Genomic DNA, 21,722 nt, shown 5'->3' with positions numbered 1-21,722 from the left:
CCCGGAAACTCCTTTCCGCCGTGCGGGCGGAACTCCGGTCGTCGGAGCCCGCCCGCACGCACGCTGGTTGGGCTACTTGGCGGCGGCCTTCTTCGCGTTGGTCACCGCGTCGGTCCAGCCCTGCGCGGGGCTGCGCTGACCCAGCTCCACGGTCCGTACGGCGTTCTCCACCTCGGTCCGTACGGCCTGGTTCTTCGGGCCCATGTAGACCGGCTTCAGGCTCTTCGCGCCGGTGCCGAAGATCGAGCCGACGGGTGCCCCCGAGAAGTACGCGTTGGTCGCACCGGTGATCGCCGGGTCGTCGAGCGCCTGCGGCGAGGAGGGCAGCGGACCCTTGGCCTTGAACGCCCCGATCTGCCCCTTGGCGCTGGTCAGGAACTTGGCCAGCTTGATCGCCTCGGCCTGGTGCTTGCTCTGCTTGGGCACGGCGAGGTGCGATCCACCCCAGTTGCCGCCGTTGCCGGGCACCCGGGCGATGTCCCACTTGCCCTGGGCGCCAGTGCCGGCGTTGGCCTCGATGACGCCCGTCATCCAGGCGGGGCAGGCGATGGTGGCGAACTTCGACTGCTTGAAGGCGGACACCCACTCCTCGGACCACGAGCCGTACTTGCCGGAGAGGCCCGAGTCGATGATGTCCATGGTGGTGTCGTAGGCCTGTCGCACGGCCGGGTTGCTGTCGACGACCAGCTTCTCGCTGGTGTCGTAGTAGCTGTAGCCGCTGCTGTTGCCGGCGGTCTGCAGCAGGATCGTGTTGAACGTGTTGGTGGCTGCGTCGAGGAAGGACGCCCCGGTCTTGGCTGCGACGAACTTCTCACCGGTGGCGATGTAGTCCGGCCAGGTCGGCCAGAGCTTCGAGACCTCGTCGCGCTCGGTGGGCAGGCCGGCCTTGGAGAAGAGGTCCTTGCGGTAGCACATGGCGATCCCGCCGACGTCGGTACCGAGGCCGATGAGCTGCTTGCCGTCGGCGGTCAGGCCGGCGTTCCACTTCCACTCCAGGAAGTTGCCCTTGAGGTCGGCGGCGCCGTGGTCCAGCAGGTTGACGAAGTTCGCCGGATTGGCCTTGTACTCGACAAGCAGACCCTCCTCGATGGCCACCACGTCGCCGGCGCCCCGGCCGGCGGCGAGCCACTGGGTGAGCTTCGGCGAGTACTCGTCGAGGTTGGTGCCGGTGCCGCGCTCGACGATCTTCACGCCGGGGTTCGCGGTCATGTACTCCTGGTAGAGCTGCTCGTAGCCGAACTGGCCGAAGACGTCGACGGTCAGGGTGACCGGTCCGTCGCCCGGCTCGTCACCGCCGCCGCAGCCAGCGGTGACGAGTAGGGCGGTGGCGGCGGCGAGGGCCACCGCGGCGAGGCGGCGGCGCGGGAAGACAGCCATGGGTTATCGACCTCTCTCAAGGCGGGCGGGTGATGGCAGATGGCTAAGAGAGCGCTCTCACGACAGGGTGGTAGGTCGTCAACCCGGTGTCAAGAGAGCGCTCTCTCAGCGTTGCGGTCCTGTGATGGACGGTCGCCGGTGCGCAGTGCGCCGGTGCGCGGTGGATCCCCGAATGCCGACGAGGGCGCCACCCCCGCCGGGGTGACGCCCTCGTTCGTCGTGGGTCGGTCAGCCGGTGCGCAGACCGTCCAACAGGGTGCGGTCACCGACGACGTCCAGCGTCTCGAAGCTCACCCGACCCCAGAGCGCCAGCAGCAGGTCGCTCGCGGTGCCGCTGACCTGGGCACGGGCGTGGTGATCGTCGTGGTCGAAGATGGTCGCGGTGTCGAGGAGCGCCACGCCCTCGCCGCGCAACCGCAGATACCACTCCTGGGCCGCATCGGTCGCGCAGAGCTGCACCACCCCGTGCCAGTCACCCGGCACATGCCGCCGGCCCGCCGGCAGCCAGGTGTCCAGCACCTCACTCACCCCGTCGGCCGCGAGCTTCGCCTCCACCGGGTCACCAGCCGCGATGGCGAGCTGGGCGTCCCAGCGGTGCACAGCCGTCTCGTGCGCCATCCGACGCGGCCAGAAACCGGCCTTCTTCGGCTGCGGTGCCCAGTTCCACGCCGGTGCCTCGGGGTCGAGCCCGTCGAAGAGGGTCATCACCCGGTCGTAACCCTGCTGCCACAGCTGGAGCGCGTTCACGCCCGGGCCGGCCTCGAGCTTCTCCCGCCGAGGCGGTTGGCTGGTCTGGCCGGAACCGGCGAACGACGACACCCAGTGGTAGAGGCCGGCCATGTGCAGTGTGAGGTCGTTGACCGTCCAGCCCGGACAGGACAGCACCGGTGTCTCCGGCGGCGCCTCGGCCACCGCTGCCGCGAAAGCCGGACCCTCCGTCCGGAGCGCCCCGATCCAGAAATCCTTGCTGCCCTGCAGTCTGCTCATCGCCATCCTCCCGGGGGTGCCGGACGACCAGTAGGTGCCACGGCTACTTGTCAGCCTAAGGTGAAGGGCGTGCCAGACGCCTCCGCCCAGCCGACAACCGACGCCGATCGTGCCATCCCCGGTCCACTCGCCGGCTACACCACCCTCCGAACGGGTGGGCCGGCCGAGCGGATCGTGGCCGCCGGCAGTGCCGACGAACTCGTCCAGGCGGTACGCGCCGCGGCAGAGCCGGTCCTGATCCTGGCCGGGGGCAGCAACGTGGTGATCGGCGACGCCGGCTTCCCCGGCACCGTCGTGCTGGTGCGCTCCCGTGGCATGCGGGTCATCGCCGAGGACGCCACCTCGGTCACCGTACGGGTCGACGCCGGCGAGCCGTGGGACGACCTGGTCGCCGCCACGGTCACCAACGGCTGGGCCGGGCTGGAATGCCTGTCCGGCATCCCCGGCTCGACCGGTGCCACCCCGATCCAGAACGTCGGCGCGTACGGCCAGGAGGTCGCCGAGACGATCACCGGCGTCGAGGTGTACGACCGGGTCGAGGGCACCCGTCAGGTCATCCCCGCCGCTGACTGCGGCTTCGCCTACCGGGGCAGCATCTTCAAGTACGTGGACCGCTGGGTGGTGCTCTCGGTCGACTTCCGACTCACCAGGTCTCCGCTCTCCGGGCCGGTGCGCTACGCGGAGCTGGCCCGAGCCCTCGGTGTCGAGGTGGGCGACCAGGTGCCGCTGGCCGACGCCCGAGCGGTGGTGCTGCGGCTGCGGGCGGGCAAGGGGATGGTGCTCGACGCCAACGACCCGGACACTCGCTCGGTCGGCTCCTTCTTCACCAACCCGGTGCTCGACCGGGCGACGTACGAACAGCTCCTGGAACGCTCCGCCGAGCTGGGCGACCCGCCCGCCTGGCCAGGGGCGGACGGCCTGGTCAAGGTGAGCGCCGCCTGGCTGATCGACAGGGCCGGCTTCGCCAAGGGCCACCCCGGCGAGGGCGGGGTGGCCATCTCCAGCAAGCACACCCTGGCCCTGACCAACCGCAGCGGCACCGCCCACACCAGTGACCTGCTCACCCTGGCCCGCACCATCCGCGACCAGGTCCACGCCCGCTTCGGCGTAACCCTGCACCCCGAACCAGTCCTCATCAACTGCACCCTCTAACCCCCCGCCCCACCCGCCGGGAGGGGCCAGGAGAGGGTTAGTTCGCCCTGGCGCCAGCGGGTGGGGTTGTCGAGGACGGGCCAGCCCGTTTCGCGGAGACGGGTCACCGCTCGCAGCCAGCGTTGGCGGGGGCCGAAGGTGGCGTACGGGGCGGCGGCCTGCCAGGCGTCGTCCAGGGCGCGAATCAGCGCGTGCACCGGCTCACCGGGAACGTTGCGGTGGATCAGCGCCTTGGGCAGCCGCTCGGCCAGCTCGGCGGGGCTGCCCAGCGTGGTGAGCTTCGCGGCCAGGGTCAGTGTCCGAGGGCCGTCGGCGTCGATCAGCAGCCAACTGGCGAGCCGCCCCAACTCGTCACACGTGCCCTCGACGAGCACTCCGCCGGGGGCGAGCGCGGCGGTCATCGTCTGCCAGGCTTCGGCCACCTCGCTCTCGTCGTACTGTCGCAGCACGTTGAACGCGCGGACCAGCACCGGCCGGAGCCCGGCCAACTCGAACCCACCCCGGGCGAACGTCAGCCCGGGTGGGTCGGCGGCCGGCGCCGCGGCCGCCACCCGGGCCGCGTCGATCTCCAACCCGACCAGCCGTACGTCCGGACGAACCCCGGCCGCCAGCCGAGCGCGCAACTCCACAGCCGTCACCGGGGTGGCGCCGTAGCCGAGGTCGACCACCAGAGGGTCGTCCGCCGCCAACAGCCGGTCGGCGCAGGTGGCGACGATCCAGTTGTCCACCCGACGGAGCCGGTTCGGGTTCGTCGTGCCGCGCGTGACCACGCCGAACGGCCGGCGCCGCGCCGCAGGGCTCATGTCGACCTCCGGGCCAATCTCCGTTCGCGACTGCGGGGCTCGAAAACCCGGCTCACTTCTCGCTAGACCCGGTGCACCTTGTGCTGGGCGGCCTGCGCCCGGGGCCGGACCACCAGCCGGTCGATGTTGACGTGCTCGGGGCGGGTGGCGCACCAGGCGATGCAGTCGGCGACGTCCTCGGCGACCAGCGGCCCCGGCACCCCGGCGTAGACAGCGGCGGCCCGTTCCTCGTCGCCCTCGAAGCGGACCAGCCCGAACTCGTCGGTCTTCACCATGCCCGGGTCGATCTCGATGACCCGCAGCGGCCGGCCACACAACTCCAGCCGGAGCGTGCCGGCGATGGCGGTCTGCGCGTGCTTCGCGGCGGTGTAGCCGCCCCCGCCCTCGTACACGGTCAGGCCGGCGGTGGAGGAGACCACCACGATGGTGCCGGAGCCGGAGGCTTCCAGCGCCGGCAGCAGCGCCTGGGTGACCCGCAGGGTGCCGAGCACGTTCACGTCGTACATCCACTGCCAGTCGGCGACCGAGCCGGACTCCACCGGGTCCAGCCCACGCGCTCCGCCGGCGTTGTTGACCAGCAGGGTGACCGGCCCGGGTGCCTGGGCGGCGGCCTCGGCCAGCCGGGCCACCGACTCGTCCGAGGTGATGTCGCAGGTCACGGCGGTGGCCTGGCCGCCGGCGGCGGTGATCTCGGCGACCAGTTCGGTGAGCCGTTCGGCGCGGCGGGCGGCAGCGAGCACGTGGAAGCCCTCGGCGGCGAGCCGGCGGGCGGTGGCCGCGCCGATCCCGCTGGACGCTCCGGTGACGATGGCGACTGAGGTCATCCCGACATTGTCACAGCGGGCGTACGAGCCGCCCCGACCGGGCGTACGGCAGCAGGCGGCGGGCGTTCGGTGATGAGGTCCGTCACCCCGAGGGGCCGCGCTGGGGAATTTCCGAAGCCCGATGGGGAAGATGACATCCGGCGTACAGGTTGACCGAGAAGCGCCGGTCGTGCGAGACGGCATCAACCGTGACGAAGGAGCGGATGTGGCGGAAATGCACACCGGTGTCGGGCGTCAGCGAGGTGCCCAACCGTGGCCCCGGCCTCGCCGCATCGCCACCCTTTCGGTACACACCTCCCCCCTGCACCAGCCCGGCACGGGTGATGCCGGCGGAATGAACGTCTACATCCTCGAAGTCGCCCGGCGTCTCGCCGAGGCCAACGTGGAGGTGGAGATCTTCACCCGGGCCACCTCCGGTGACCTCCCCCCGGTGGTCGAGATGGCGCCCGGCGTGCAGGTCCGACACATCACCTCCGGCCCCCTGGAGGGTCTCACCAAGGAAGAGCTGCCCGGCCAGCTCTGCGCCTTCACCGCCGGGGTGCTGCGCGCCGAGGCGTCCCGTCCGCCCGGCCACTACGACCTGATCCACTCCCACTACTGGCTCTCCGGCCAGGTCGGTTGGCTGGCCAAGGAGCGCTGGGGGGTGCCGCTGGTGCACACCGCGCACACCCTGGCGAAGGTCAAGAACGCCCAGCTCGCGGCTGGTGACCGGCCGGAGCCCAAGGCCCGGGTCATCGGCGAGGAGCAGGTCGTCGCCGAGGCGGACCGGCTGGTCGCCAACACCCGGGTCGAGGCCAGCGACCTGCTCGACCGGTACGACGCCGACCCGACCCGGGTGTCCGTCGTGCAGCCGGGCGTCGACCTGGCCCGGTTCCGGCCCGCGCCGGGTGACAGGCCCGCGGCCGCCCGCCAGGCCCGCCGTCGGCTGGGGCTTCCAGTCGACGGGTACGTGGTTGCCTTCGTCGGTCGGATCCAGCCGCTCAAGGCCCCCGACGTGCTGATCCGCGCGATCGCCGCGCTGCGGGAGCGCGATCCGGCGCTGGCCGACCAGGTGACCGTCGTGATCTGCGGCGGGCCCAGCGGCAGTGGGCTGGACCGGCCGACCGCCCTGATCGAGTTGGCCGCCAGGCTCGGGGTCAGCGACGGGGTGCGGTTCCTGCCGCCGCTCACCGGGGACGACCTCCCGGCCCTGTACCGGGCGGCGGACCTGGTCGCGGTGCCGTCGCACAACGAATCGTTCGGGCTGGTCGCCCTGGAGGCGCAGGCCTGCGGTACGCCGGTGCTGGCCGCCGCCGTCGGAGGGCTGGTCACCGCCGTCCGGGACCAGGTCAGTGGCGTACTCATCGACGGGCACGACCCGGTCGACTGGGCCCGTGCGATGGGCAGCCTGCTGCCGAACCGGGCGCTGCGGTCGGTGCTGGCCCGAGGTGCCGAGCAGCACGCCCGGCACTTCTCCTGGGACCGTACGGTCGCCGGTCTGCTCGGGGTCTACGGCGAGGCGATCGCCGGGCACCGCGCGCGGCTCGCGGCCGACCTCGCGGGTGACCCGGCGCTCTCCTGCTCGTGGTGACCCGCGCCTGCTCGTGGTGACCCGCGGCCCGTCGTCACCCGGTGCGCGAGCCGGGTCGGTCGTAGAGTGGGTCCGGTGAGCCCGAAGAGCGATCTTGCGACCCTGATCGAGTCGGTCTGCGCCGAGCGGGACCTGGCCTGGGAGTCGACCGGCCCCGGCTCGTACGCGGTGACGCTGCCGGGCACCCACAAGCTCAAGACGATCTGCAACCTGATCGTCGGCGAGCACGCGCTGCGGATCGAGGCGTTCGTGATGCGCCAGCCGGACGAGCGCCGCGAGGAGCTGTGGGCCTGGCTGTTGCAGCGCAATGCCCGGATGTACGGCGTCTCCTTCTCCACCGACGCCGTCGGCGACGTGTACCTCACCGGTCGGGTCAACCCGGCCGGCGTGGACGCCGACGAGTTGGACCGCCTGTTCGGCGCGGTGCTCACGTACGCCGACGAGTCGTTCGACACGATGCTGGAGATCGGCTTCGGCAGTTCGATCCGACGCGAGTACGAGTGGCGGGTTAAGCGGGGCGAGTCGACCGCCAACCTGGCTGCCTTCGCCCACCTCTTCGAGCCTTCCGGCGCCGGCCCCGACCCAACCTGACCCACACCACCGCGCCCGCCCCGCGCCGAGCCCCGCGCGCCGCGCCCGCCCCGAGCCCCGCGCGCCGCGCCCCGGGGCCGCATCCCATGATCGTGCTCGAACCAGGAAGTAGTGGTGTCGCCGCCATGGCGATGCCACTACTTCCTGGATGCAGCACGATCATGGCGAATTGACTGTGGTTCGGAGTGCTCCTGACGGGTATGCCGCACCGCGCGGTGCGGCAAGGGACCCCCGCGCGCCGATGACGGAGTGCCAAGGAGCGGAGCGTCCCATGGCTCAGCGGAACAGCTCAGGTCGCGGCGCGACTGCGACCAGGACGAAGCGACAGGCCGGCAACCAGACGCCGGGTACGCCCGGAGTCTCCGAGTCGGAGATTTCCCGGATGCGGGTGGACGACATCCGCGGGCAGTTGCGTAAACGCGAGGTCTCCGGGATCTCCGCATTGCGCAAGCCCGAGCTGGTGAAACAGCTGGTGCGCTCGATGCGGGCCGGCGCGGGTCGGAGCAGCACCGGCCCGTCGGGCCGGGCCGCCGGAACCAGGGCGTCGGCGGGTCGCGCCGCCGCCACCAAGAAGTCGGCAGCCAGGCCGGTGTCGAGCCGCGCGAAGGCCGCGCCGGCGAACAAGAGCGCGCCCGCGAAGCGGGCCGCCGCAACGAAGGCGACCGCTGGGCGGAAATCGACGGCGGCGGCGAAGAGGGCGCCGGCGAAGAAGGCGACCGCCGCGAAGAAGACCACAGCGGCGACGTCGACGGCCGCCCGCAAGAGCACGGCCGCGAGCAGGACCACCGCCGCCCGGAAGGCCGCCGCAGCACGGAAGACCACGGCGGCCCGTAAGACCACGGCGGCCCGTAAGACCACGGCGGCCCGTAAGACCACGGCGGCCCGTAAGACAGCGACGGCGCGTACGGCGCCCGCGCGAAAGGCGCCGGCGAAGAAAGCATCGGCGCGACCGGCGGCGAAGCGCACGGCACCGGCCAAGAGCGCGGCGGCGAAGCGCACGGCGGCGAAGCGCACGGCACCGGCCAAGAGCGCGGCGGCGAAGCGCACGACGGCGAAGCGCACGGCACCGGCCAAGAGCGCGGCGGCGAAGCGCACGACGGCGAAGCGCACGACGGCGAAGCGCACGGCACCGGCCAAGAGCGCGCCAGCCAAGAGCGCGCCAGCCAAGCGCACGACGGCGAAGCGCACGTTGACGCCGTCGACCGGTGGCGGGACGGCGGCTGGCGGGATCCGGACCGGACGGGGTACGGGGCGGTCGGTCCGCAGCTCGCAGGTGATCTCGTCGATCATGGACCGGCCGGAGCGGCCGGGACGGAGTTTGATCACAGCGAACCACGAGGTGATCCAGCGGTGGGCCCGGGAACGCGGGGCCAAGCCGGCGACCATCGCCGGCACCGAGCGGGATGGCCGGGCGGGTGTGTTGACCTTCAACATTCCCGGATACCGGGAAAGCAGCCGGATTCGGGAGATCACCTGGGATGACTGGTTCTACACGTTTGACCTGCGGCGGCTGAACCTGATTTATCAGGAACAGTTGCGGGACGGCCGGCAGAGCAACTTCTTCCGGACCGAGTCACCCGATCGGGAAGACGGTTGAGGTGTTTGCGGGAATGGCCGACGGGTACCCGGCTGTTGCCAACGGACGAGGCCGGAGCAGCGGATACTCGCCAGTTGTGACCGGCGAGACAGCCGTTCTGGGTTGAATCCAGAATCCGGGCGAACTAGCTTTATTGCACCGCGCCACGTTTGGAAACGTTCGGGGGAGCGGCGGATCGATCAGATCCGCGCACCAGACGAGGCGCGAGGGGACGGGTGGAATAACCGTTGGGGGACGGTTCCCACCTGTTTGGACCGGCGGCGTGAGCGGGCGATGCTTACGGGGGTGAGTGTTGCCCGCCGCCGCCGGCCCCACCGGCGGGCGCCCACCACGACCTCAGGGACGTGGTGGGCGCTTTGCGTCGGTTATCCGGTCGGTACGCGGTCTGCGGTGGTTGCCGGCTCCGGGTCGACAACCCGGCGCAGCGCGGCGACGTGTCGCTCCCGGGGTGGTCCGGCGAGCAGGTGCCCGAGCGCGGCCAGCAGACCCAGCCCGCCCACGATCAGCCAGTGCCGGTCGCCGAGGTGCTGGAGGCTCACCCCGCCGAGGGTGGGCGCGACGAACGCCGCGGCTGGGAACGTCAGGTAGAAGACCGACTGGTAGCGCGCTCGTAGCTGCGGTGGCGCCAGGTCCGCGTTGATCTGCGCGTTGGGCGGGGCGGCGAGCATCGAGCCGACCGTCCAGACCACTGCGGCACCCAGGTAGATGGCCAGTTCGTCGGCGATGGCGAGCGCCCCGAAACCGAGCGCGAGCAGCGCCGTGGAGGCGGCCAGCACGACGTCCTTGCGGTGCCGGTCGATCAGCCGGGGCACGAACAACTGCCCGACCACGATCAGCGCGCCGCCGAGCGCCACCACCAGCCCGTACGCCGATGGGCCCAGGCCGTCCGCGCGCATGGCCAGCGGCATGATGGTCGACGTCTGCATGGTGAGTACGGCCAGCACGAAGGTGAGCCCGACGAACACCAGGAAGGTGCGGTCGGTGAGCGCGGTGTGCAGGCCCGGCCGGCGGGTCCGGATGGATTTCGGTGCCGTGCCTGTGACGGGCGGTGGTCCGGCCGCTGGCCGGGCCAGCCGCAGGGTTTCGGGCACCTTCCAGGCGATCACGGCTGCGGCGGTCAGGGTGGCGCCCGCGTCGACCAGGAACAGCGCGGTGAAGCTCGCCTCGGCCAGGACCCCGGCGAGCAGCGAGGCGACCGCCATGCCCAGGTTGAACGCCCAGAACTGAAGGTTGAACGCCCGCGAGCGGCGCTCGGCGGGCACCACGTCGACGATCGCCGCCACGAACGCCGGGCTGGGCATCGAGTGGACCACGCCGATCAGCGCGGAGAGCACCGCGATCAGCAGCAGGGGTCGGGTGAAGGCGAGCGCCACCATCAGGCCGACGGTGGCCAGGTGCGCGGCGAGCAGGGTCGCCCGGCGTCCCCACCGGTCGGCGAGCACCCCGCCGAGCAGTACGCCGGCCGCTCCGCCGGCCCCGTACGCGCCGACCACGGTGCCGGCCAGCCCTTCGCTCGCGCCGCGTACGTCGGTGAGGTAGAGCGAGAGGAACAGCATGGCGAACGCGCCGGCCCGGTTGATCAGCAGGCCGGCCCAGAGGTACCAGAAGGTGGCGGGTAGTCCGCCTGCGGTGTCGTGCCACCAGCGCCGCAGGGCGTGCACCCGACCTCCCGACAGTTCAGATTGTTAACTGTTTCCACTGCACAGTAGGAAACTCCGGGACGGCCGCGCCACTCATTACGCCTCGGCGGGCTGTGGAGCGCGTGACGTGGTGGCCGGTGCCAGTGCCTCACCGGAGCGGCGCAGCGCGGCCGCACGCCGTTCCCGGGCCGGCCCCGACACCAGGTGGGCCACCGCGGTCAGGAGGCCGAGCGCGGCACAGCCGTACCAGAGGGTGTCGTTGCCGGCGTGCTCGCGCACCAGGCCACCGAGGATCGGCGCGCTGGCCCCGGCGATCTGCCACGAGAGGGAGAACACGCCCTGGTAGCGACCGCGCAGCTCGGCCGGGGAGAGCTCGGCGATCAGAGTGGAGTTGGAGGGCGAGTTCAGCATCTCGCCGACCGTCCAGATCAGCACGGTCAGCCCGTAGAACCAGGGGGTGCCGGCGAACGCGGTCAGTCCGAACCCCACGCCCATCACCACGGACGCCAGCGCGAGCACGTGCGAGCGGCTCCGACCCCGGATCAGCCGGGGCACGAAGAGCTGGCCGACCACGATGAGGATGCCGTTGAGTGCGATCACCGAGCCGTAGGTGGCCGGGCTCAGACCGTCGTCGCCCATCGCGATCGGCAGCATCGAGATGTGCTGGAGGAACACCAGCGCGGCGAACAGGTTGAGTGCCACGAAGCCGAGGTAGACCCGGTCGCTGAGGATCGTGCGCAGCGCGCCGCGCGGAGCCGCTGCTGCCGTGACGGCGGTGGCGGGGCCGGCCTGTCGGGTCTCCGGCACCTTGCTGAAGATGATCAGTGCGGTGATCAGCATGGTGGCCGCGTCGACCACGAACAGCAGCAGGTAGTCGGCCTGTGCGGCGAGGCCGGCGAGGACGGCCGCGCAGGCGAAGCCCAGGTTGATCGCCCAGTAGTTGAGTGAGAAGGCGCGCAGCCGGTCCTTCGCCGGCACCACGTCGATCATCATCGCCCCGAACGCGGGCCGGGCCGCCTCGGCGAACATGCCGAGCAGCAGCGCGCCCAGCGCAACCGCCCAGAGATCCCGGGCCAGCCCGAGCCCGAGCATCATGGCCGCCGCGCCCACGTGGGCGGTGAGCAGTGTCGGCCGGCGGCCCCACCGGTCGGCCAGAGTGCCGCCGGCGGTCGTGCCGAACGCCCCGCCGACACCCCAGAGGCCGATCACCAGGCCGGCCTGCGAGGCCGAGAAGCCACGTTCCTGTGTCAGGTAGATGGCGAGGAAGACGAGGACGAACGAGCCAAGCCGGTTGATCAGGGTGCCGGACCACAGGTACCAGAAGGTGGTCGGTAGGCCGCCGGTGGTGTCCCGGAACCAGCTCCGCATCGTCCGCACGTGGTTCCCCCGCTTGCAAGTAATGACCGATGTGACTGTTGCGCCTTACAACCCTAGTGGCGGGCGGATCCGCTGGTCATCCGCTTTTTCACGTGGTGGTCGTCACGACGGCTGCCCGCGTGTCCCCTCCGCGGTTGAGGCAGGATGATCGGCATGACTGCGAGCGAAGGGCCCACCGTCGGGACGCTGGTCCTGCTGCGACACGGTGAGAGCGACTGGAATGCCAAGAACCTCTTCACCGGCTGGGTGGACGTCGACCTGACCGAGAAGGGCGAGGGCGAGGCGAGGCGCGGCGGCGAGTTGATGCGCGAGCACAGCCTGCTGCCGGACGTCGTGCACACCAGCCTGATGCGCCGGGCGATCCGCACCGCCGAACTGGCGCTCAACGCCGCCGACCGGCACTGGATCGCCGTGCGCCGGTCGTGGCGGCTCAACGAGCGCCACTACGGCGCCCTGCAGGGCAAGGACAAGAAGCAGACCCTCGACGAGTACGGCGAGGAGCAGTTCATGCTCTGGCGCCGGTCGTACGACACGCCCCCGCCGCCCATCGACGACAACGACGAGTGGTCGCAGGTGGGTGACCCGCGCTACGCGCTGCTGCCGACCGAGCTGATGCCGCGCACCGAGTGCCTCAAGGACGTCGTCGACCGGATGCTGCCCTACTGGTACGACTCGATCGTGCCGGACATCCTGGCCGGCCGGACGGTGCTGGTGGCCGCGCACGGCAACTCGCTGCGCGCCCTCGTCAAGCACCTCGACCAGATCTCCGACGAGGCGATCGCCAAGCTGAACATCCCGACGGGCATCCCGCTGCGCTACGACCTCGACCCGCAGCTGCGCCCGCTCACTCTGGGCGGCACCTACCTCGATCCGACAGCTGCGAAGGCAGCCGCTGCGGCAGTGGCCAACCAGGGGCGCTGAGCCACCAGAGAAGGGGCCCCTCGTCATCGCGGAGAGCGATGACGAGGGGCCCCTTCCGCGCAGTCAGTTACTGCTGGGCGCGCTCTCCCCGGTGATCAGGTAGATCACGTGCTCGCCGGCGTTGACCGCGTGGTCGGCGAAGCGCTCGTAGAAGCGGCCCAGCAGGGTGGCGTCGATCGCCGTCTCCACCCCGTACGGCCAGTCGTCGCCGAGCAGTACGGCGAACAGGTTCTTGTGCAGCTCGTCCATGGTGTCGTCGTCGCGGTCCAGTTCGCCGGCGAGGTCGGCGTCGGGCTTCGCCAGCACCGAACCGATCTTCACGGCCATCCGGTCGGCGATCTCGGACATCTCGGTGAAGACCGTCCGCAGCTCTGCCGGGACGGCGGGGGAGGGGTGCCGGCGCAGCGCGGTCTTCGCCACGTGCTCGGCGAGGTCACCCATCCGTTCCAGATCAGCGGCCACGTGCAGCGCGGTGATCATCGCCCGGAGGTCGGAGGCGACCGGCGCCTGTCGGGCGAGCAGGTCACAGACCCGCTCCTCGACGTGCCGGTAGAGGTCGTCGATCTCGGCGTCCCGCTCGATGACCGTCTCGGCGGCCTGCCGGTCGGCGGTGAGCAGGGCCCGGGTGGCCTGGCGCATGGCGGCGCGGACGCCCTCCGCCATGTCCACCAGCAGTTGGCTGACGATCTGGAGGTCGGCCCGGAACTCGTCGCGCATCATCACGTCCTGTGGTCGGTCGCCGCCGACGGGTGCCGGCGCAGGGGGTTGAGCAGGTGCGACGCCAACGGTAGGGCGCGTGGACGGATCCCGGATGAACCACGGTGAACGACGCCAGACGTGCGGGTGAACACTTCCGTAAGTGAGGGTAGTTCGTCCCGTTCTGTGTGGTAGCCAGGTTAACAATGACCCTACGATCGCCGGGTGGAGTGGGCGGTGGCGGTCGTGGTGGCCCTGGCGTTGGTGGCCGGGATGGCCGCCGGTCTGCTGCTGCCCCGGTTCCTGCCGAGGCGGGACGGTCACTCCACGTCGACGGGGAGCGTCCGCTTCCGCTGGAGCAGGGGGAGGCCCGCGATAGCCGACGAGCAGCAGGCCGGGCTCGGCCGCCGGACGATCGACTCACTCCGGGCCGGTGTCGTGGTTCTGGACAACGACGACGTCCCCGTGCTGATCAACCCGGCCGCCCGCGCGATGGGGCTGCTGCGTACCGGCAGCACCCCCGGCTCAATCGCCGCGCACCCGCTGATCCGTACCCTCGCCGGCCAGGTGCGACGCACCGGCGTGCGACGCGAGATCGAGCTGGACCTGCCCCGGGGTCGCGACAGCGCGGGGGAGAACCCGCTCGGCGTGCACCTGCGGGCGATGGGTCTCGGCAACGGCTTCGTCGCGGTCGAGGCGGTCGACGTGACCGAGTCGCACCGGCTGACCCGGGTACGACGCGACTTCGTGGCCAACGTGAGCCACGAGCTGAAGACCCCGATCGGGGCCCTGCAACTGCTCGCCGAGGCGTTGCTGGACGCGACCGAGCCGGCCGACGCCGCGGTACCCGACCTCTCCGAGGACCTGGTGGCCGCCCGCCGGTTCGCCGAACGGATCCAGCACGAGTCGACCCGGCTGGGTCGACTGGTGCAGGAGTTGCTGGAGCTGACCCGGTTGCAGGGGGCTGAGCCGCAGCCGCCACCGGAGCCGGTCGCGCTGGACTGGGTGATCGCCGAGGTGGTCGACCGGACCCGCACCACGGCCTCCGCCCGGGGTGTCGCGGTGACCGTGGACGGGGCGCGTGGTCTCACCGCGTACGGCAGCGACTCCCAACTCGCCACGGCGGTGGCGAACCTGGTGGAGAACGCCATCAACTACTCGGGCGAGGACACCACGGTTCGGGTGACCCTCCGCGGCGACGACGAGCACGTCGAGATCGCCGTCGCCGACCAGGGCATCGGTATCGCCCCCACCGACGTCGACCGGATCTTCGAGCGGTTCTACCGGGCCGACCAGGCCCGCTCGCGTGCCACCGGCGGCACCGGGCTCGGTCTGGCGATCGTGAAACACATTGCGAGCAACCATGGCGGACGGGTCGAGGTGTCGAGCACTCTTGGTGGTGGATCGACGTTCACCCTCCGGCTGCCCGCCAGTCCACCGGATGACCTCCTGGCGACACTGCCGCCGGTTGGGATCGAGTCCGGTCCGACTGGGCTACGGCAGGTCTGACAGCAGATGGAAAGGAAATCCCCGTTGAGCCGCGTTCTCGTGGTCGAGGACGAGGAGTCGTTCTCCGACGCCTTGTCGTACATGCTCCGTAAGGAGGGCTTTGAGGTTTCGGTCGCCGCGACCGGCACCGACGCCCTCACCGAGTTCGACCGGACCGGCGCCGACATCGTGCTGCTCGACCTGATGTTGCCCGAGATGTCTGGGACCGAGGTCTGCCGGCAGTTGCGGCAGCGCTCCGCCGTGCCGATCATCATGGTCACCGCCCGGGACAGCGAGATCGACAAGGTGGTCGGGCTGGAGATCGGCGCCGACGACTACGTCACGAAGCCGTACTCGCCGCGGGAACTGGTCGCCCGGATCCGGGCGGTGCTGCGCCGGCAGAGCCCGGAGGTGGCCGAGGCGGGCTTGCCGACGCTGGCCGCCGGGCCGGTGCGGATGGACATCGAGCGGCACGTGGTGACCGTCGACGGCGGAGCCGTACAGCTGCCGCTGAAGGAATTCGAACTGCTGGAGCTGCTCCTGCGCAACGCGGGCCGGGTGCTCACCCGCGGTCAGCTCATCGACCGGGTCTGGGGCGCCGACTACGTCGGTGACACCAAGACGCTGGACGTGCACGTCAAGCGTCTGCGCTCCAAGATCGAGCCGGAGCCGTCCGCGCCGCGCTTCATCGTGACCGTGCGGGGTCTGGGCTACAAGTTCGAGCCGTGATCGGCGTACCCGAAGGGGGTTTGCGTTCGGCGCAGGCCCCCTTCGGGCTGTTCCCGCTCGGTCAGCGGACGACCTTGATGTTGAAGTTGACGGTGTCGAGTCGACCGTAGAGCCGCAACCAGAGCGGCAGCAGCATCTCGGTGCCCCGCGCGGTGGAAAGGTCGCCGAGGTCGATCACGTCGGTGTGGCCGAAGCTGACGAGCAGCCCGCTGACGATCCGCTTGGCCTCCGCGTCGTCGCCGGAGACGAAGACACTGTCGAGCAGAACCTTGCCGGCCAGGTTCGGTGCGCCGGCCGCGGCCAGTGCGGGGAGCGAGCCGTTGCCGTTTGTGGCGTTCACCACCAGCTCGGTGCCGCTTGCGGCTTCGGCGAGGGTCGCCAGGCCGACCTCGGGGTGCTGCGCCGCCCAGTGGGCGTGGTCGCCGGCCCGGATGGCCGCGACATCGCTCGTGCCGATCGCAAGCAGGCTAACAGACAGGTCTGTCTACCACTGCCCTTTGTCGAATCGCAGAGGTGTCGGCGTGCAGCCCGCTCTGGACGCCCGGAGGGGCGGCAGTGCGGTTGGCAGTCCTTTGGAGCTGATGTCACAAACGAGTCATCCCGCCGTCGCCGGCCGGTGTCTTCCGCTGATGTCACAAGCGATTCAGCTCCAAAGCGCCCCCGACCCATGTCCCGCCCCTCGTCCGCGAGGTCGTCGTGAGGTCGTCGCGAGGCCGTCGTGAGGCCGTCGCGAGGCCGTCGTGCCATAGTCGCGCGGCCCTCGCGGGGGTCGCCGAAGCCGAGGGCACCGCCTCCCTAGACGAAGCCGTCTATAGGATCAGGGCTGTCATCAGCAGAACTAGGGAGCACCGATGCCCGCGCCCCGCACTCCGGCCGGCTCGGCCAGGGACCGGATCCTGGACACCGCGTTCCGGCTCTTCTACGCGCACGGGCCGCGCGGCGTGGGGGTGGACACGGTGATCGCCGAGTCGGGCGTGGCCAAGGCGACGCTCTACAAGCACTTCCCGCGCAAGGACGACCTCGTGCTGGCGTACCTCGATCGGGTCGACCAGGCGTGGTTCGGCGCGTTGCGGTCCGCGGCCCGGGATGCCGGCGACGAGCCACGCGCCCAACTGGTTGGGATGTTCGACGCGCTGACCGGCGCCTGTCGCCGGGAGGGCTACCACGGCTGCGCGTTCATCAACACCGCAGCCGAGTCGTCCGCCGCTGGGCCGGTGCACGCCCGGACGGTCGAGCACAAGACCGTGGTCCGCGCCTGGGTGACCGAGCTGGCCCGCCAGGCCGGCGCGGCCGACCCGGAACTGCTCGCCCGGCAGCTCACCCTGCTGCTGGACGGCGGGCTCGCCGCCGGTGTGCTGGACGGCGACCCCCTGATCGCCGACGCGGCCCAGCGCAGCGCTCGCACGCTTGTCGACGAGGCCCTGCGCTGAGCGACGGCCGCCGGAGTGCTACCAAGATCCGCTAGAGTTGGTCGGCGGGGTGCGGGGCGATCATGCCCTGCTTCGTCCGGGCCGCGCACAGCTCGGCCAGCCGCTCGTACGCGGCAGCGCCGATCAGGGCGGTCAGCTCCGGGGAGTACGACAGGTACATCGGCTCGGCGCCGACATGCGCGTCCGTCGACGAGGTGCACCACCAGTCCAGGTCGTGCCCGCCGGCTCCCCAGCCCCGCCGGTCGAACTCGGACAGGGTGGAGACCAGCACCTTGGAGTTGTCCGGTCGCTTCACCCAGTCCTGATCGCGGCGGATCGGCAGCTGCCAACAGACGTCCGGCTTGTATTCCAACGGGTGCACCCCGTCGCGCAGCGCCTGGGCGTGCAGGGCGCAACCGCCACCGCCGGCGAAGTCGGCGTCGTTGAGGAACACGCACGGGCCCTCGGCGCCCTGAGTGGCGGTGCGGCGGGCCGGGTTCTTGCCGTCGATGGTGTCCTCGTCGGTCCAGTTCTTGAACCCGCGCCGGAAGTGCTGCCAGGTCTCCGGGGTGAGCCGCTTGACGGCGTTGCGGACCCGCTTCTCGTCGTCCGAGTCGGTGAAGAACGCCCCGTGCGAGCAGCAACCGTCGGAGGCCCGGCCAGCGATGATGCCGTGGCAGCCCTTGCCGAAGATGCAGGTCCAGCGGGAGAGCAGCCAGGTCAGGTCGGCCCGGATCAGGTGCGTCTCGTCGGCCGGGTCGGCGAACTCGATCCACTCCCGAGGGAAGTCCAGGGGCACCTCGCGACTGCGCGGGTCACCCGGGTCGTCCACCAGCACACGGAGCTCCATTGTCACTCGGCCCAGCGTACGCGCGGTCACGTCCGCAGGCCGGTGAGCCGCGCAAACGTGTTGCGCCTAGGGTCTTCACCATGCGACTGGGTGTCCTCGACGTCGGATCCAACACGGTGCACCTCCTCGTGGTGGACGCGCACCACGGCGCCCACCCGTGGCCGGCGCACTCCGAGAAGGTGGTGCTCCGGCTGGCCGAGCAGATCGGCCCCGACGGCGCGCTGACCGAGGCGGGCGCGGATGGCCTGGTCAAGGCCGTCGGCATGGCCAAGGCGGCGGCCACCGGGTTGGCGGCCGACGACCTGATCGCTTTCGCCACGTCCGCGGTGCGCGACGCCACCAACGCGGCCGAGGTGCTGGCCCGGGTCCGGGACGAGACCGGCGTACGCCTGGCGGTGCTGTCCGGGGCGGACGAGGCGCGGATGACGTTCCTGGCCGTACGGCGGTGGTTCGGCTGGTCGGCGGGCCGGCTGCTGGTGCTCGACATCGGTGGCGGCTCGTTGGAGATCGCCGCCGGCATCGACGAGGACCCGGACGTCGCGGTCTCCCTGCCACTCGGGGCCGGTCGACTGACCCGCGAGCGGCTGCGGGTCGATCCGGCCAGTGCGGCCCCGCCGTCGGCGGAGGCCGTCGACAAGCTCCGGGAGTACGTGGACGGCCGGCTGGACAAGGTCGTCGACCAGATGACGGAGGTGGGCTGGGGGCGGGCGGTGGCCACCTCGAAGACGTTCCGCACCCTGGCCCGACTGGCCGGGGCGGCCCCGTCCGGTTCCGGGCTGTGGGTGCGACGCAGCCTGACCCGGGCCGGCCTGCGGCAGGTCATCGGCTTCATCCGACACATCCCACCGGCGCAGTTGATGGAGCTGGAGGGGGTCAGCGCGGGCCGGGCCCACCAGTTGCTGGCCGGTGCCGTGGTCGCCGAGGCGGTGATGCGCCGCCTGGATCTGGACTCGCTGGACATCTGCCCGTGGGCGCTGCGGGAGGGTGTCATCCTCCGCCGACTGGATCAACTGGAGCCGATCTGATCCGGCGGCCGTTTTCGGTCGGTTTGCCGGCGCTCGTCACGATGCCCCCGGCGCTGCCGGGCTACGCTGGCTGATGTGACTTCCCGCGTTCCCGTGCTCCTGTCCAGCTCGTCGGTCTTTCCCGAGCCGACCGCGGCGGCGTTCCAACTGGCCGCGGCGCTCGGCTACGACGGCGTCGAGGTGATGGTCTGGACCGACGTGGTCAGCCAGGACACGGGCGCGCTGCGCGGCCTCTCCACGCACTACGACGTGCCGGTGCTCTCGGTGCACGCGCCCTGCCTGCTGGTCACCCAGCGGGTGTGGAGCCCGGACCCGTGGGAGCGCCTGCGCAAGGCCGCCGAGCTGGCCGAGACGCTGGGCGCGCCGACCGTCGTGGTGCACCCACCGTTCACCTGGCAGCGCGACTACGCGCGCAACTTCGCCGAGGGTCTGGCCACCGTCGCGGACCGGTTCCCCGGGCTGCGTTTCGCGGTGGAGAACATGTACCCGGTGCGGATGGCGGGCCGGCAGTTCGTCCCGTACGTGCCCGGGTGGGATCCGACCGACGCCGGCTACGCGTCGTACACCCTGGATCTGTCGCACTGCGCGGCCTCGCACAGCGACCCGCTGGAGATGGCCGACCGGATGGGCGCCGGGCTGGCGCACGTGCACCTCGGTGACGGCACCGGTGAGGGCCGCGACGAGCACCTGGTGCCCGGGCGGGGCACCCAGCCCTGCGGGGAGCTGCTCTCCTCGCTGGCCGGCCGGGGTTTCACCGGGTCGGTGGCGGTGGAGGTCGCCACCCGGGGCGCGAAGAGCCGCGCGGTGCGCGAAGCGGACCTGCGCGCCGCGCTGGAGTTCGCCCGCCAGCACCTGACCGCGCCGTCACCGGTCGACGCCTGAGCCGTCGGCCCAGGACGGGCGGTGGCGGGTTCAGCTGACCGCTGAGAGGGAATCGGCGGTGGAGGTCGGCTGCTGGGCGACCGTCACCTGCTCGCCGACCGCCGCCCGCTTGCGCGCGCGGTGCGCGGCGACGTGCGAGCGGGTGGCGCAGCGCTCCGAGCAGAACCGCCGGCAGCAGTTGGACGACGTGTCCAGGTAGACGTTGCCGCACCGCTCGTCGGCGCAGACCCCGAACCGGGCGCTGCCGTACTCGCACAGCCAGACCGACAGCCCCCAGGCCGCGCCGGCCAGATATTCGGCACTGACCGAGGCACCCCGACTGGTCACGTGCATGTGCCAGTCGCTGGAGTCGTGCCCGGAGATGCGCGGCTGCACCGGGAACGCCTCGAGCAGCGCGTTCAGCTCGGTGACCGCCTGGGCGTCCCGCCCCGAGGTGCCGTACTCGAAGACGTCGCGCAACCGTTTCTGCGCCCGGCGGAAAATCGCCACGTCCCGGTCCGCGACCTCGTCGCGCATCCAGGCGTTCTCGTCGGGGAAGAGGGCCCGCAGGTCGTCGAGGTCGTCCAGGCGGGCGTTGACCAGGTCAACGCCGGTCCGGGCGTACGCGTCGAAGTTCACGCCCCCAACGGTAGACGACTCAGCGGGTGCGCGGCGCGTCGATGTAGTGCGGCAGGAACCGCGCGTAGCCGTCGGTGATCAGACTCGCGCTTTCCCGCACACCCACGCCGGCCGATTCGCCGTCGACGATCCAGCTGCCCAGCACCATCCGGTTGCCGGCGAACTGCGGTAACGCCCGGAACTCCTGGTAGCACCAGCCCTCGTCGCCGTAGATCCCCGGGTTGGTGATCTCCTCATCGGCGGTGACGATGCGTACCGATCCGCCCTCGCGGCCGAGCAGTGGCTTGGCGACGTACTCCGGCATGCCCCGCGGCGAGTCGAGGTACGCCGGGAGCAGGTATTCGTGGCCGGGGTACAGCTCCCAGAGGACCGCGAGCAGCGCCTTGTTGGAGAGCAGCAGCTTCCAGGCCGGCTCGATCCAGGTGGTCGGGGTGCCCGGGGCCAGGGCAGCCGGCCCGTACGGCTCGGCCAGCATCCACTCCCACGGGTAGAGCTTGAAGCAGGTGGTCACCGGGTTGTCGTCGGCGTCGACGAAGCGTCGGCCGTCCCAGCCGATCTCCTGGATGGGTTGAAGTTCGACGCTCAGGCCGGCCTGCCGGGCGGTTTCGGCGAGGTAGCCGGCGGTCATGTGGTCCTCGCCGGACTCCTCCTCGTTCGACCAGAGCACGTGCACCCGGGGGTCGTGCAGCCCCGCCCCGATCTTGGCCCAGGCGCCGACCAGCCGCTCGTGCAGGCTGTTCCACTGGTCCAGCTCCGGCCGGGTCTGCTCCAGCCAGTACCACTGGATGATGCTCGCCTCGACCAACGCGGTGGGGGTGTCCGCGTTGTACTCCAACATCTTTGGAGGCCAGGTGCCGTCGTACGCGAGGTCGAAGCGCCCGTACAGGGTCGGTGGCGCCTCCCGCAGCGACCGGGCCACCGCCTCGGCCGCCCATTCCGGGATGCCGAACTCGGCGTACCGGCGCTGCGCCACCACGTGCTCGGCGGCGGCCACCGACATCCGGTGCAGCTCCTCGGTGGCCTCCTCCAGCCGCAGCACCTCGTCCAGGTCGAAGGCGTACGCGGCGGTCTCGTCCCAGTACGACATGATCCCGCCGTCGGGCAGCTCGGTGTCGACGTAGACCAGCCCCTGCGACCGGATGGTGGCGTCCCAGTCGGTGCGCGGCGTGACCGTCTCGCGGCGCAC

The 21,722-nt window shown here is 71.2% G+C and carries 21 protein-coding genes and 1 pseudogene; 10 read left to right on the top strand and 12 right to left on the bottom strand.

Features of this window, described 5'->3' with window-relative positions:
* Positions 1 to 72: 72 nt before the first annotated feature.
* Positions 73 to 1,377: an ABC transporter substrate-binding protein gene (locus ACFYP0_RS19640; RefSeq protein ID WP_386997031.1), complete on the bottom strand. Its 1,305-nt coding sequence runs from the start codon at positions 1,375 to 1,377 to the stop codon at positions 73 to 75.
* A 228-nt stretch (positions 1,378 to 1,605) separates the two neighbouring features.
* Positions 1,606 to 2,364, bottom strand: a complete 759-nt coding sequence (locus ACFYP0_RS19635) for a maleylpyruvate isomerase family mycothiol-dependent enzyme (RefSeq protein WP_386997029.1) — start codon at positions 2,362 to 2,364, stop codon at positions 1,606 to 1,608.
* 114 nt (positions 2,365 to 2,478) lie between these two features.
* On the opposite strand from ACFYP0_RS19635, the gene ACFYP0_RS19630 reads away from it, so the two are divergent.
* Positions 2,479 to 3,516: a UDP-N-acetylmuramate dehydrogenase gene (locus ACFYP0_RS19630; RefSeq protein WP_244219079.1), complete on the top strand. Its 1,038-nt coding sequence runs from the start codon at positions 2,479 to 2,481 to the stop codon at positions 3,514 to 3,516.
* On the opposite strand, the gene ACFYP0_RS19625 is transcribed toward ACFYP0_RS19630, so the two are convergent.
* Positions 3,513 to 4,319 carry a class I SAM-dependent methyltransferase gene (locus ACFYP0_RS19625; protein ID WP_386997027.1) on the bottom strand — a complete coding sequence of 269 codons (807 nt, stop codon included), beginning with the start codon at positions 4,317 to 4,319 and terminating at the stop codon, positions 3,513 to 3,515. The genes ACFYP0_RS19630 and ACFYP0_RS19625 overlap by 4 nt on opposite strands.
* Before the next feature lie 62 nt (positions 4,320 to 4,381).
* Entirely contained in the window at positions 4,382 to 5,143 is a 762-nt protein-coding gene (locus ACFYP0_RS19620; protein WP_386997025.1) for an SDR family oxidoreductase, read from the bottom strand.
* A 205-nt stretch (positions 5,144 to 5,348) separates the two neighbouring features.
* Here ACFYP0_RS19620 and mshA point away from each other — a divergent pair, with 205 nt between their 5' ends.
* Together mshA and ACFYP0_RS19610 are read left to right on the top strand one after the other, a co-directional pair.
* On the top strand, positions 5,349 to 6,713 hold the full coding sequence (gene mshA, locus ACFYP0_RS19615) for a D-inositol-3-phosphate glycosyltransferase (protein WP_355497141.1): 1,365 nt from the start codon (positions 5,349 to 5,351) through the stop codon (positions 6,711 to 6,713).
* A 75-nt stretch (positions 6,714 to 6,788) separates the two neighbouring features.
* Positions 6,789 to 7,304: a type III secretion system chaperone family protein gene (locus ACFYP0_RS19610; RefSeq protein ID WP_112605262.1), complete on the top strand. Its 516-nt coding sequence runs from the start codon at positions 6,789 to 6,791 to the stop codon at positions 7,302 to 7,304.
* 276 nt (positions 7,305 to 7,580) lie between these two features.
* On the opposite strand, the gene ACFYP0_RS19605 is transcribed toward ACFYP0_RS19610, so the two are convergent.
* A complete protein-coding gene (locus ACFYP0_RS19605) occupies positions 7,581 to 8,594 on the bottom strand; it encodes a hypothetical protein (RefSeq protein ID WP_386997229.1) in 1,014 nt (337 codons plus the stop codon).
* On the opposite strand from ACFYP0_RS19605, the pseudogene ACFYP0_RS19600 reads away from it, so the two are divergent.
* A pseudogene (locus tag ACFYP0_RS19600) lies at positions 8,503 to 8,901 on the top strand (hypothetical protein); the annotation flags it as partial. The gene ACFYP0_RS19605 and the pseudogene ACFYP0_RS19600 overlap by 92 nt on opposite strands.
* 365 nt (positions 8,902 to 9,266) lie before the next feature.
* Here ACFYP0_RS19600 and ACFYP0_RS19595 read toward each other — a convergent pair.
* The gene (locus tag ACFYP0_RS19595; RefSeq protein WP_386997023.1) at positions 9,267 to 10,562 is read right to left on the bottom strand and encodes an MFS transporter; all 1,296 of its coding nucleotides are present in this window, start codon (positions 10,560 to 10,562) and stop codon (positions 9,267 to 9,269) included.
* Between the two features lie 75 nt (positions 10,563 to 10,637).
* Positions 10,638 to 11,918: an MDR family MFS transporter gene (locus ACFYP0_RS19590; protein WP_124853684.1), complete on the bottom strand. Its 1,281-nt coding sequence runs from the start codon at positions 11,916 to 11,918 to the stop codon at positions 10,638 to 10,640.
* A 153-nt stretch (positions 11,919 to 12,071) separates the two neighbouring features.
* Between ACFYP0_RS19590 and ACFYP0_RS19585 the strand changes: the two genes are divergently transcribed.
* Positions 12,072 to 12,839, top strand: a complete 768-nt coding sequence (locus ACFYP0_RS19585) for a phosphoglyceromutase (RefSeq protein ID WP_124853683.1) — start codon at positions 12,072 to 12,074, stop codon at positions 12,837 to 12,839.
* A 63-nt stretch (positions 12,840 to 12,902) separates the two neighbouring features.
* On the opposite strand, the gene phoU is transcribed toward ACFYP0_RS19585, so the two are convergent.
* A complete protein-coding gene (gene phoU, locus ACFYP0_RS19580; RefSeq protein ID WP_355499356.1) occupies positions 12,903 to 13,556 on the bottom strand; it encodes a phosphate signaling complex protein PhoU in 654 nt (217 codons plus the stop codon).
* A gap of 204 nt (positions 13,557 to 13,760) precedes the next feature.
* On the opposite strand from phoU, the gene ACFYP0_RS19575 reads away from it, so the two are divergent.
* Together ACFYP0_RS19575 and ACFYP0_RS19570 are read left to right on the top strand one after the other, a co-directional pair.
* Positions 13,761 to 15,044: a sensor histidine kinase gene (locus tag ACFYP0_RS19575; protein ID WP_355499359.1), complete on the top strand. Its 1,284-nt coding sequence runs from the start codon at positions 13,761 to 13,763 to the stop codon at positions 15,042 to 15,044.
* Between the two features lie 24 nt (positions 15,045 to 15,068).
* Positions 15,069 to 15,752: a response regulator transcription factor gene (locus ACFYP0_RS19570; protein WP_355499362.1), complete on the top strand. Its 684-nt coding sequence runs from the start codon at positions 15,069 to 15,071 to the stop codon at positions 15,750 to 15,752.
* A gap of 61 nt (positions 15,753 to 15,813) precedes the next feature.
* Here ACFYP0_RS19570 and ACFYP0_RS19565 read toward each other — a convergent pair whose 3' ends face one another.
* Positions 15,814 to 16,092 carry a hypothetical protein gene (locus ACFYP0_RS19565; RefSeq protein WP_355499365.1) on the bottom strand — a complete coding sequence of 93 codons (279 nt, stop codon included), beginning with the start codon at positions 16,090 to 16,092 and terminating at the stop codon, positions 15,814 to 15,816.
* Positions 16,093 to 16,603: 511 nt separating this feature from the next.
* On the opposite strand from ACFYP0_RS19565, the gene ACFYP0_RS19560 reads away from it, so the two are divergent.
* Complete coding sequence (locus tag ACFYP0_RS19560) at positions 16,604 to 17,182, top strand: TetR/AcrR family transcriptional regulator (RefSeq protein ID WP_355499367.1); 579 nt, start codon at positions 16,604 to 16,606, stop codon at positions 17,180 to 17,182.
* Between the two features lie 31 nt (positions 17,183 to 17,213).
* On the opposite strand, the gene ACFYP0_RS19555 is transcribed toward ACFYP0_RS19560, so the two are convergent.
* The gene (locus ACFYP0_RS19555) at positions 17,214 to 18,011 is read right to left on the bottom strand and encodes a hypothetical protein (protein WP_355499455.1); all 798 of its coding nucleotides are present in this window, start codon (positions 18,009 to 18,011) and stop codon (positions 17,214 to 17,216) included.
* Positions 18,012 to 18,091: 80 nt separating this feature from the next.
* On the opposite strand from ACFYP0_RS19555, the gene ACFYP0_RS19550 reads away from it, so the two are divergent.
* Positions 18,092 to 19,036 (top strand): Ppx/GppA phosphatase family protein, encoded by a 945-nt coding sequence (locus ACFYP0_RS19550; RefSeq protein WP_112584229.1) that lies wholly within the window; start codon positions 18,092 to 18,094, stop codon positions 19,034 to 19,036.
* A 75-nt stretch (positions 19,037 to 19,111) separates the two neighbouring features.
* Positions 19,112 to 19,918 (top strand): sugar phosphate isomerase/epimerase family protein, encoded by an 807-nt coding sequence (locus ACFYP0_RS19545; protein WP_124853679.1) that lies wholly within the window; start codon positions 19,112 to 19,114, stop codon positions 19,916 to 19,918.
* Positions 19,919 to 19,948: 30 nt separating this feature from the next.
* Here ACFYP0_RS19545 and ACFYP0_RS19540 read toward each other — a convergent pair whose 3' ends face one another.
* Both ACFYP0_RS19540 and ACFYP0_RS19535 read right to left on the bottom strand, forming a co-directional pair.
* On the bottom strand, positions 19,949 to 20,536 hold the full coding sequence (locus ACFYP0_RS19540) for a CGNR zinc finger domain-containing protein (RefSeq protein WP_355499371.1): 588 nt from the start codon (positions 20,534 to 20,536) through the stop codon (positions 19,949 to 19,951).
* A gap of 19 nt (positions 20,537 to 20,555) precedes the next feature.
* Complete coding sequence (locus tag ACFYP0_RS19535) at positions 20,556 to 21,722, bottom strand: glutathionylspermidine synthase family protein (RefSeq protein WP_124853677.1); 1,167 nt, start codon at positions 21,720 to 21,722, stop codon at positions 20,556 to 20,558.

The organism is Micromonospora arida, from assembly GCF_042873195.1.
Taxonomy (GTDB): Bacteria; Actinomycetota; Actinomycetes; order Mycobacteriales; family Micromonosporaceae; genus Micromonospora; species Micromonospora arida.
The sequence above is the reverse complement of the archived record's forward strand: the minus strand, read 5'-3'. Positions and strand labels throughout refer to the sequence as shown.

Bases quoted from the DNA above. Each gene is read 5' to 3' on its own strand.
- ACFYP0_RS19640 (WP_386997031.1), bottom strand. From the start codon at position 1,377: ATGGCTGTCTTCCCGCGCCGCCGCCTCGCCGCGGTGGCCCTCGCCGCC.
- ACFYP0_RS19635 (WP_386997029.1), bottom strand. From the start codon at position 2,364: ATGAGCAGACTGCAGGGCAGCAAGGATTTCTGGATCGGGGCGCTCCGG.
- ACFYP0_RS19625 (WP_386997027.1), bottom strand. From the start codon at position 4,319: ATGAGCCCTGCGGCGCGGCGCCGGCCGTTCGGCGTGGTCACGCGCGGC.
- ACFYP0_RS19620 (WP_386997025.1), bottom strand. From the start codon at position 5,143: ATGACCTCAGTCGCCATCGTCACCGGAGCGTCCAGCGGGATCGGCGCG.
- ACFYP0_RS19605 (WP_386997229.1), bottom strand. From the start codon at position 8,594: ATGATCGACGAGATCACCTGCGAGCTGCGGACCGACCGCCCCGTACCC.
- ACFYP0_RS19585 (WP_124853683.1), top strand. From the start codon at position 12,072: ATGACTGCGAGCGAAGGGCCCACCGTCGGGACGCTGGTCCTGCTGCGA.
- phoU (WP_355499356.1), bottom strand. From the start codon at position 13,556: ATGCGCGACGAGTTCCGGGCCGACCTCCAGATCGTCAGCCAACTGCTG.
- ACFYP0_RS19560 (WP_355499367.1), top strand. From the start codon at position 16,604: ATGCCCGCGCCCCGCACTCCGGCCGGCTCGGCCAGGGACCGGATCCTG.
- ACFYP0_RS19555 (WP_355499455.1), bottom strand. From the start codon at position 18,011: ATGGAGCTCCGTGTGCTGGTGGACGACCCGGGTGACCCGCGCAGTCGC.
- ACFYP0_RS19550 (WP_112584229.1), top strand. From the start codon at position 18,092: ATGCGACTGGGTGTCCTCGACGTCGGATCCAACACGGTGCACCTCCTC.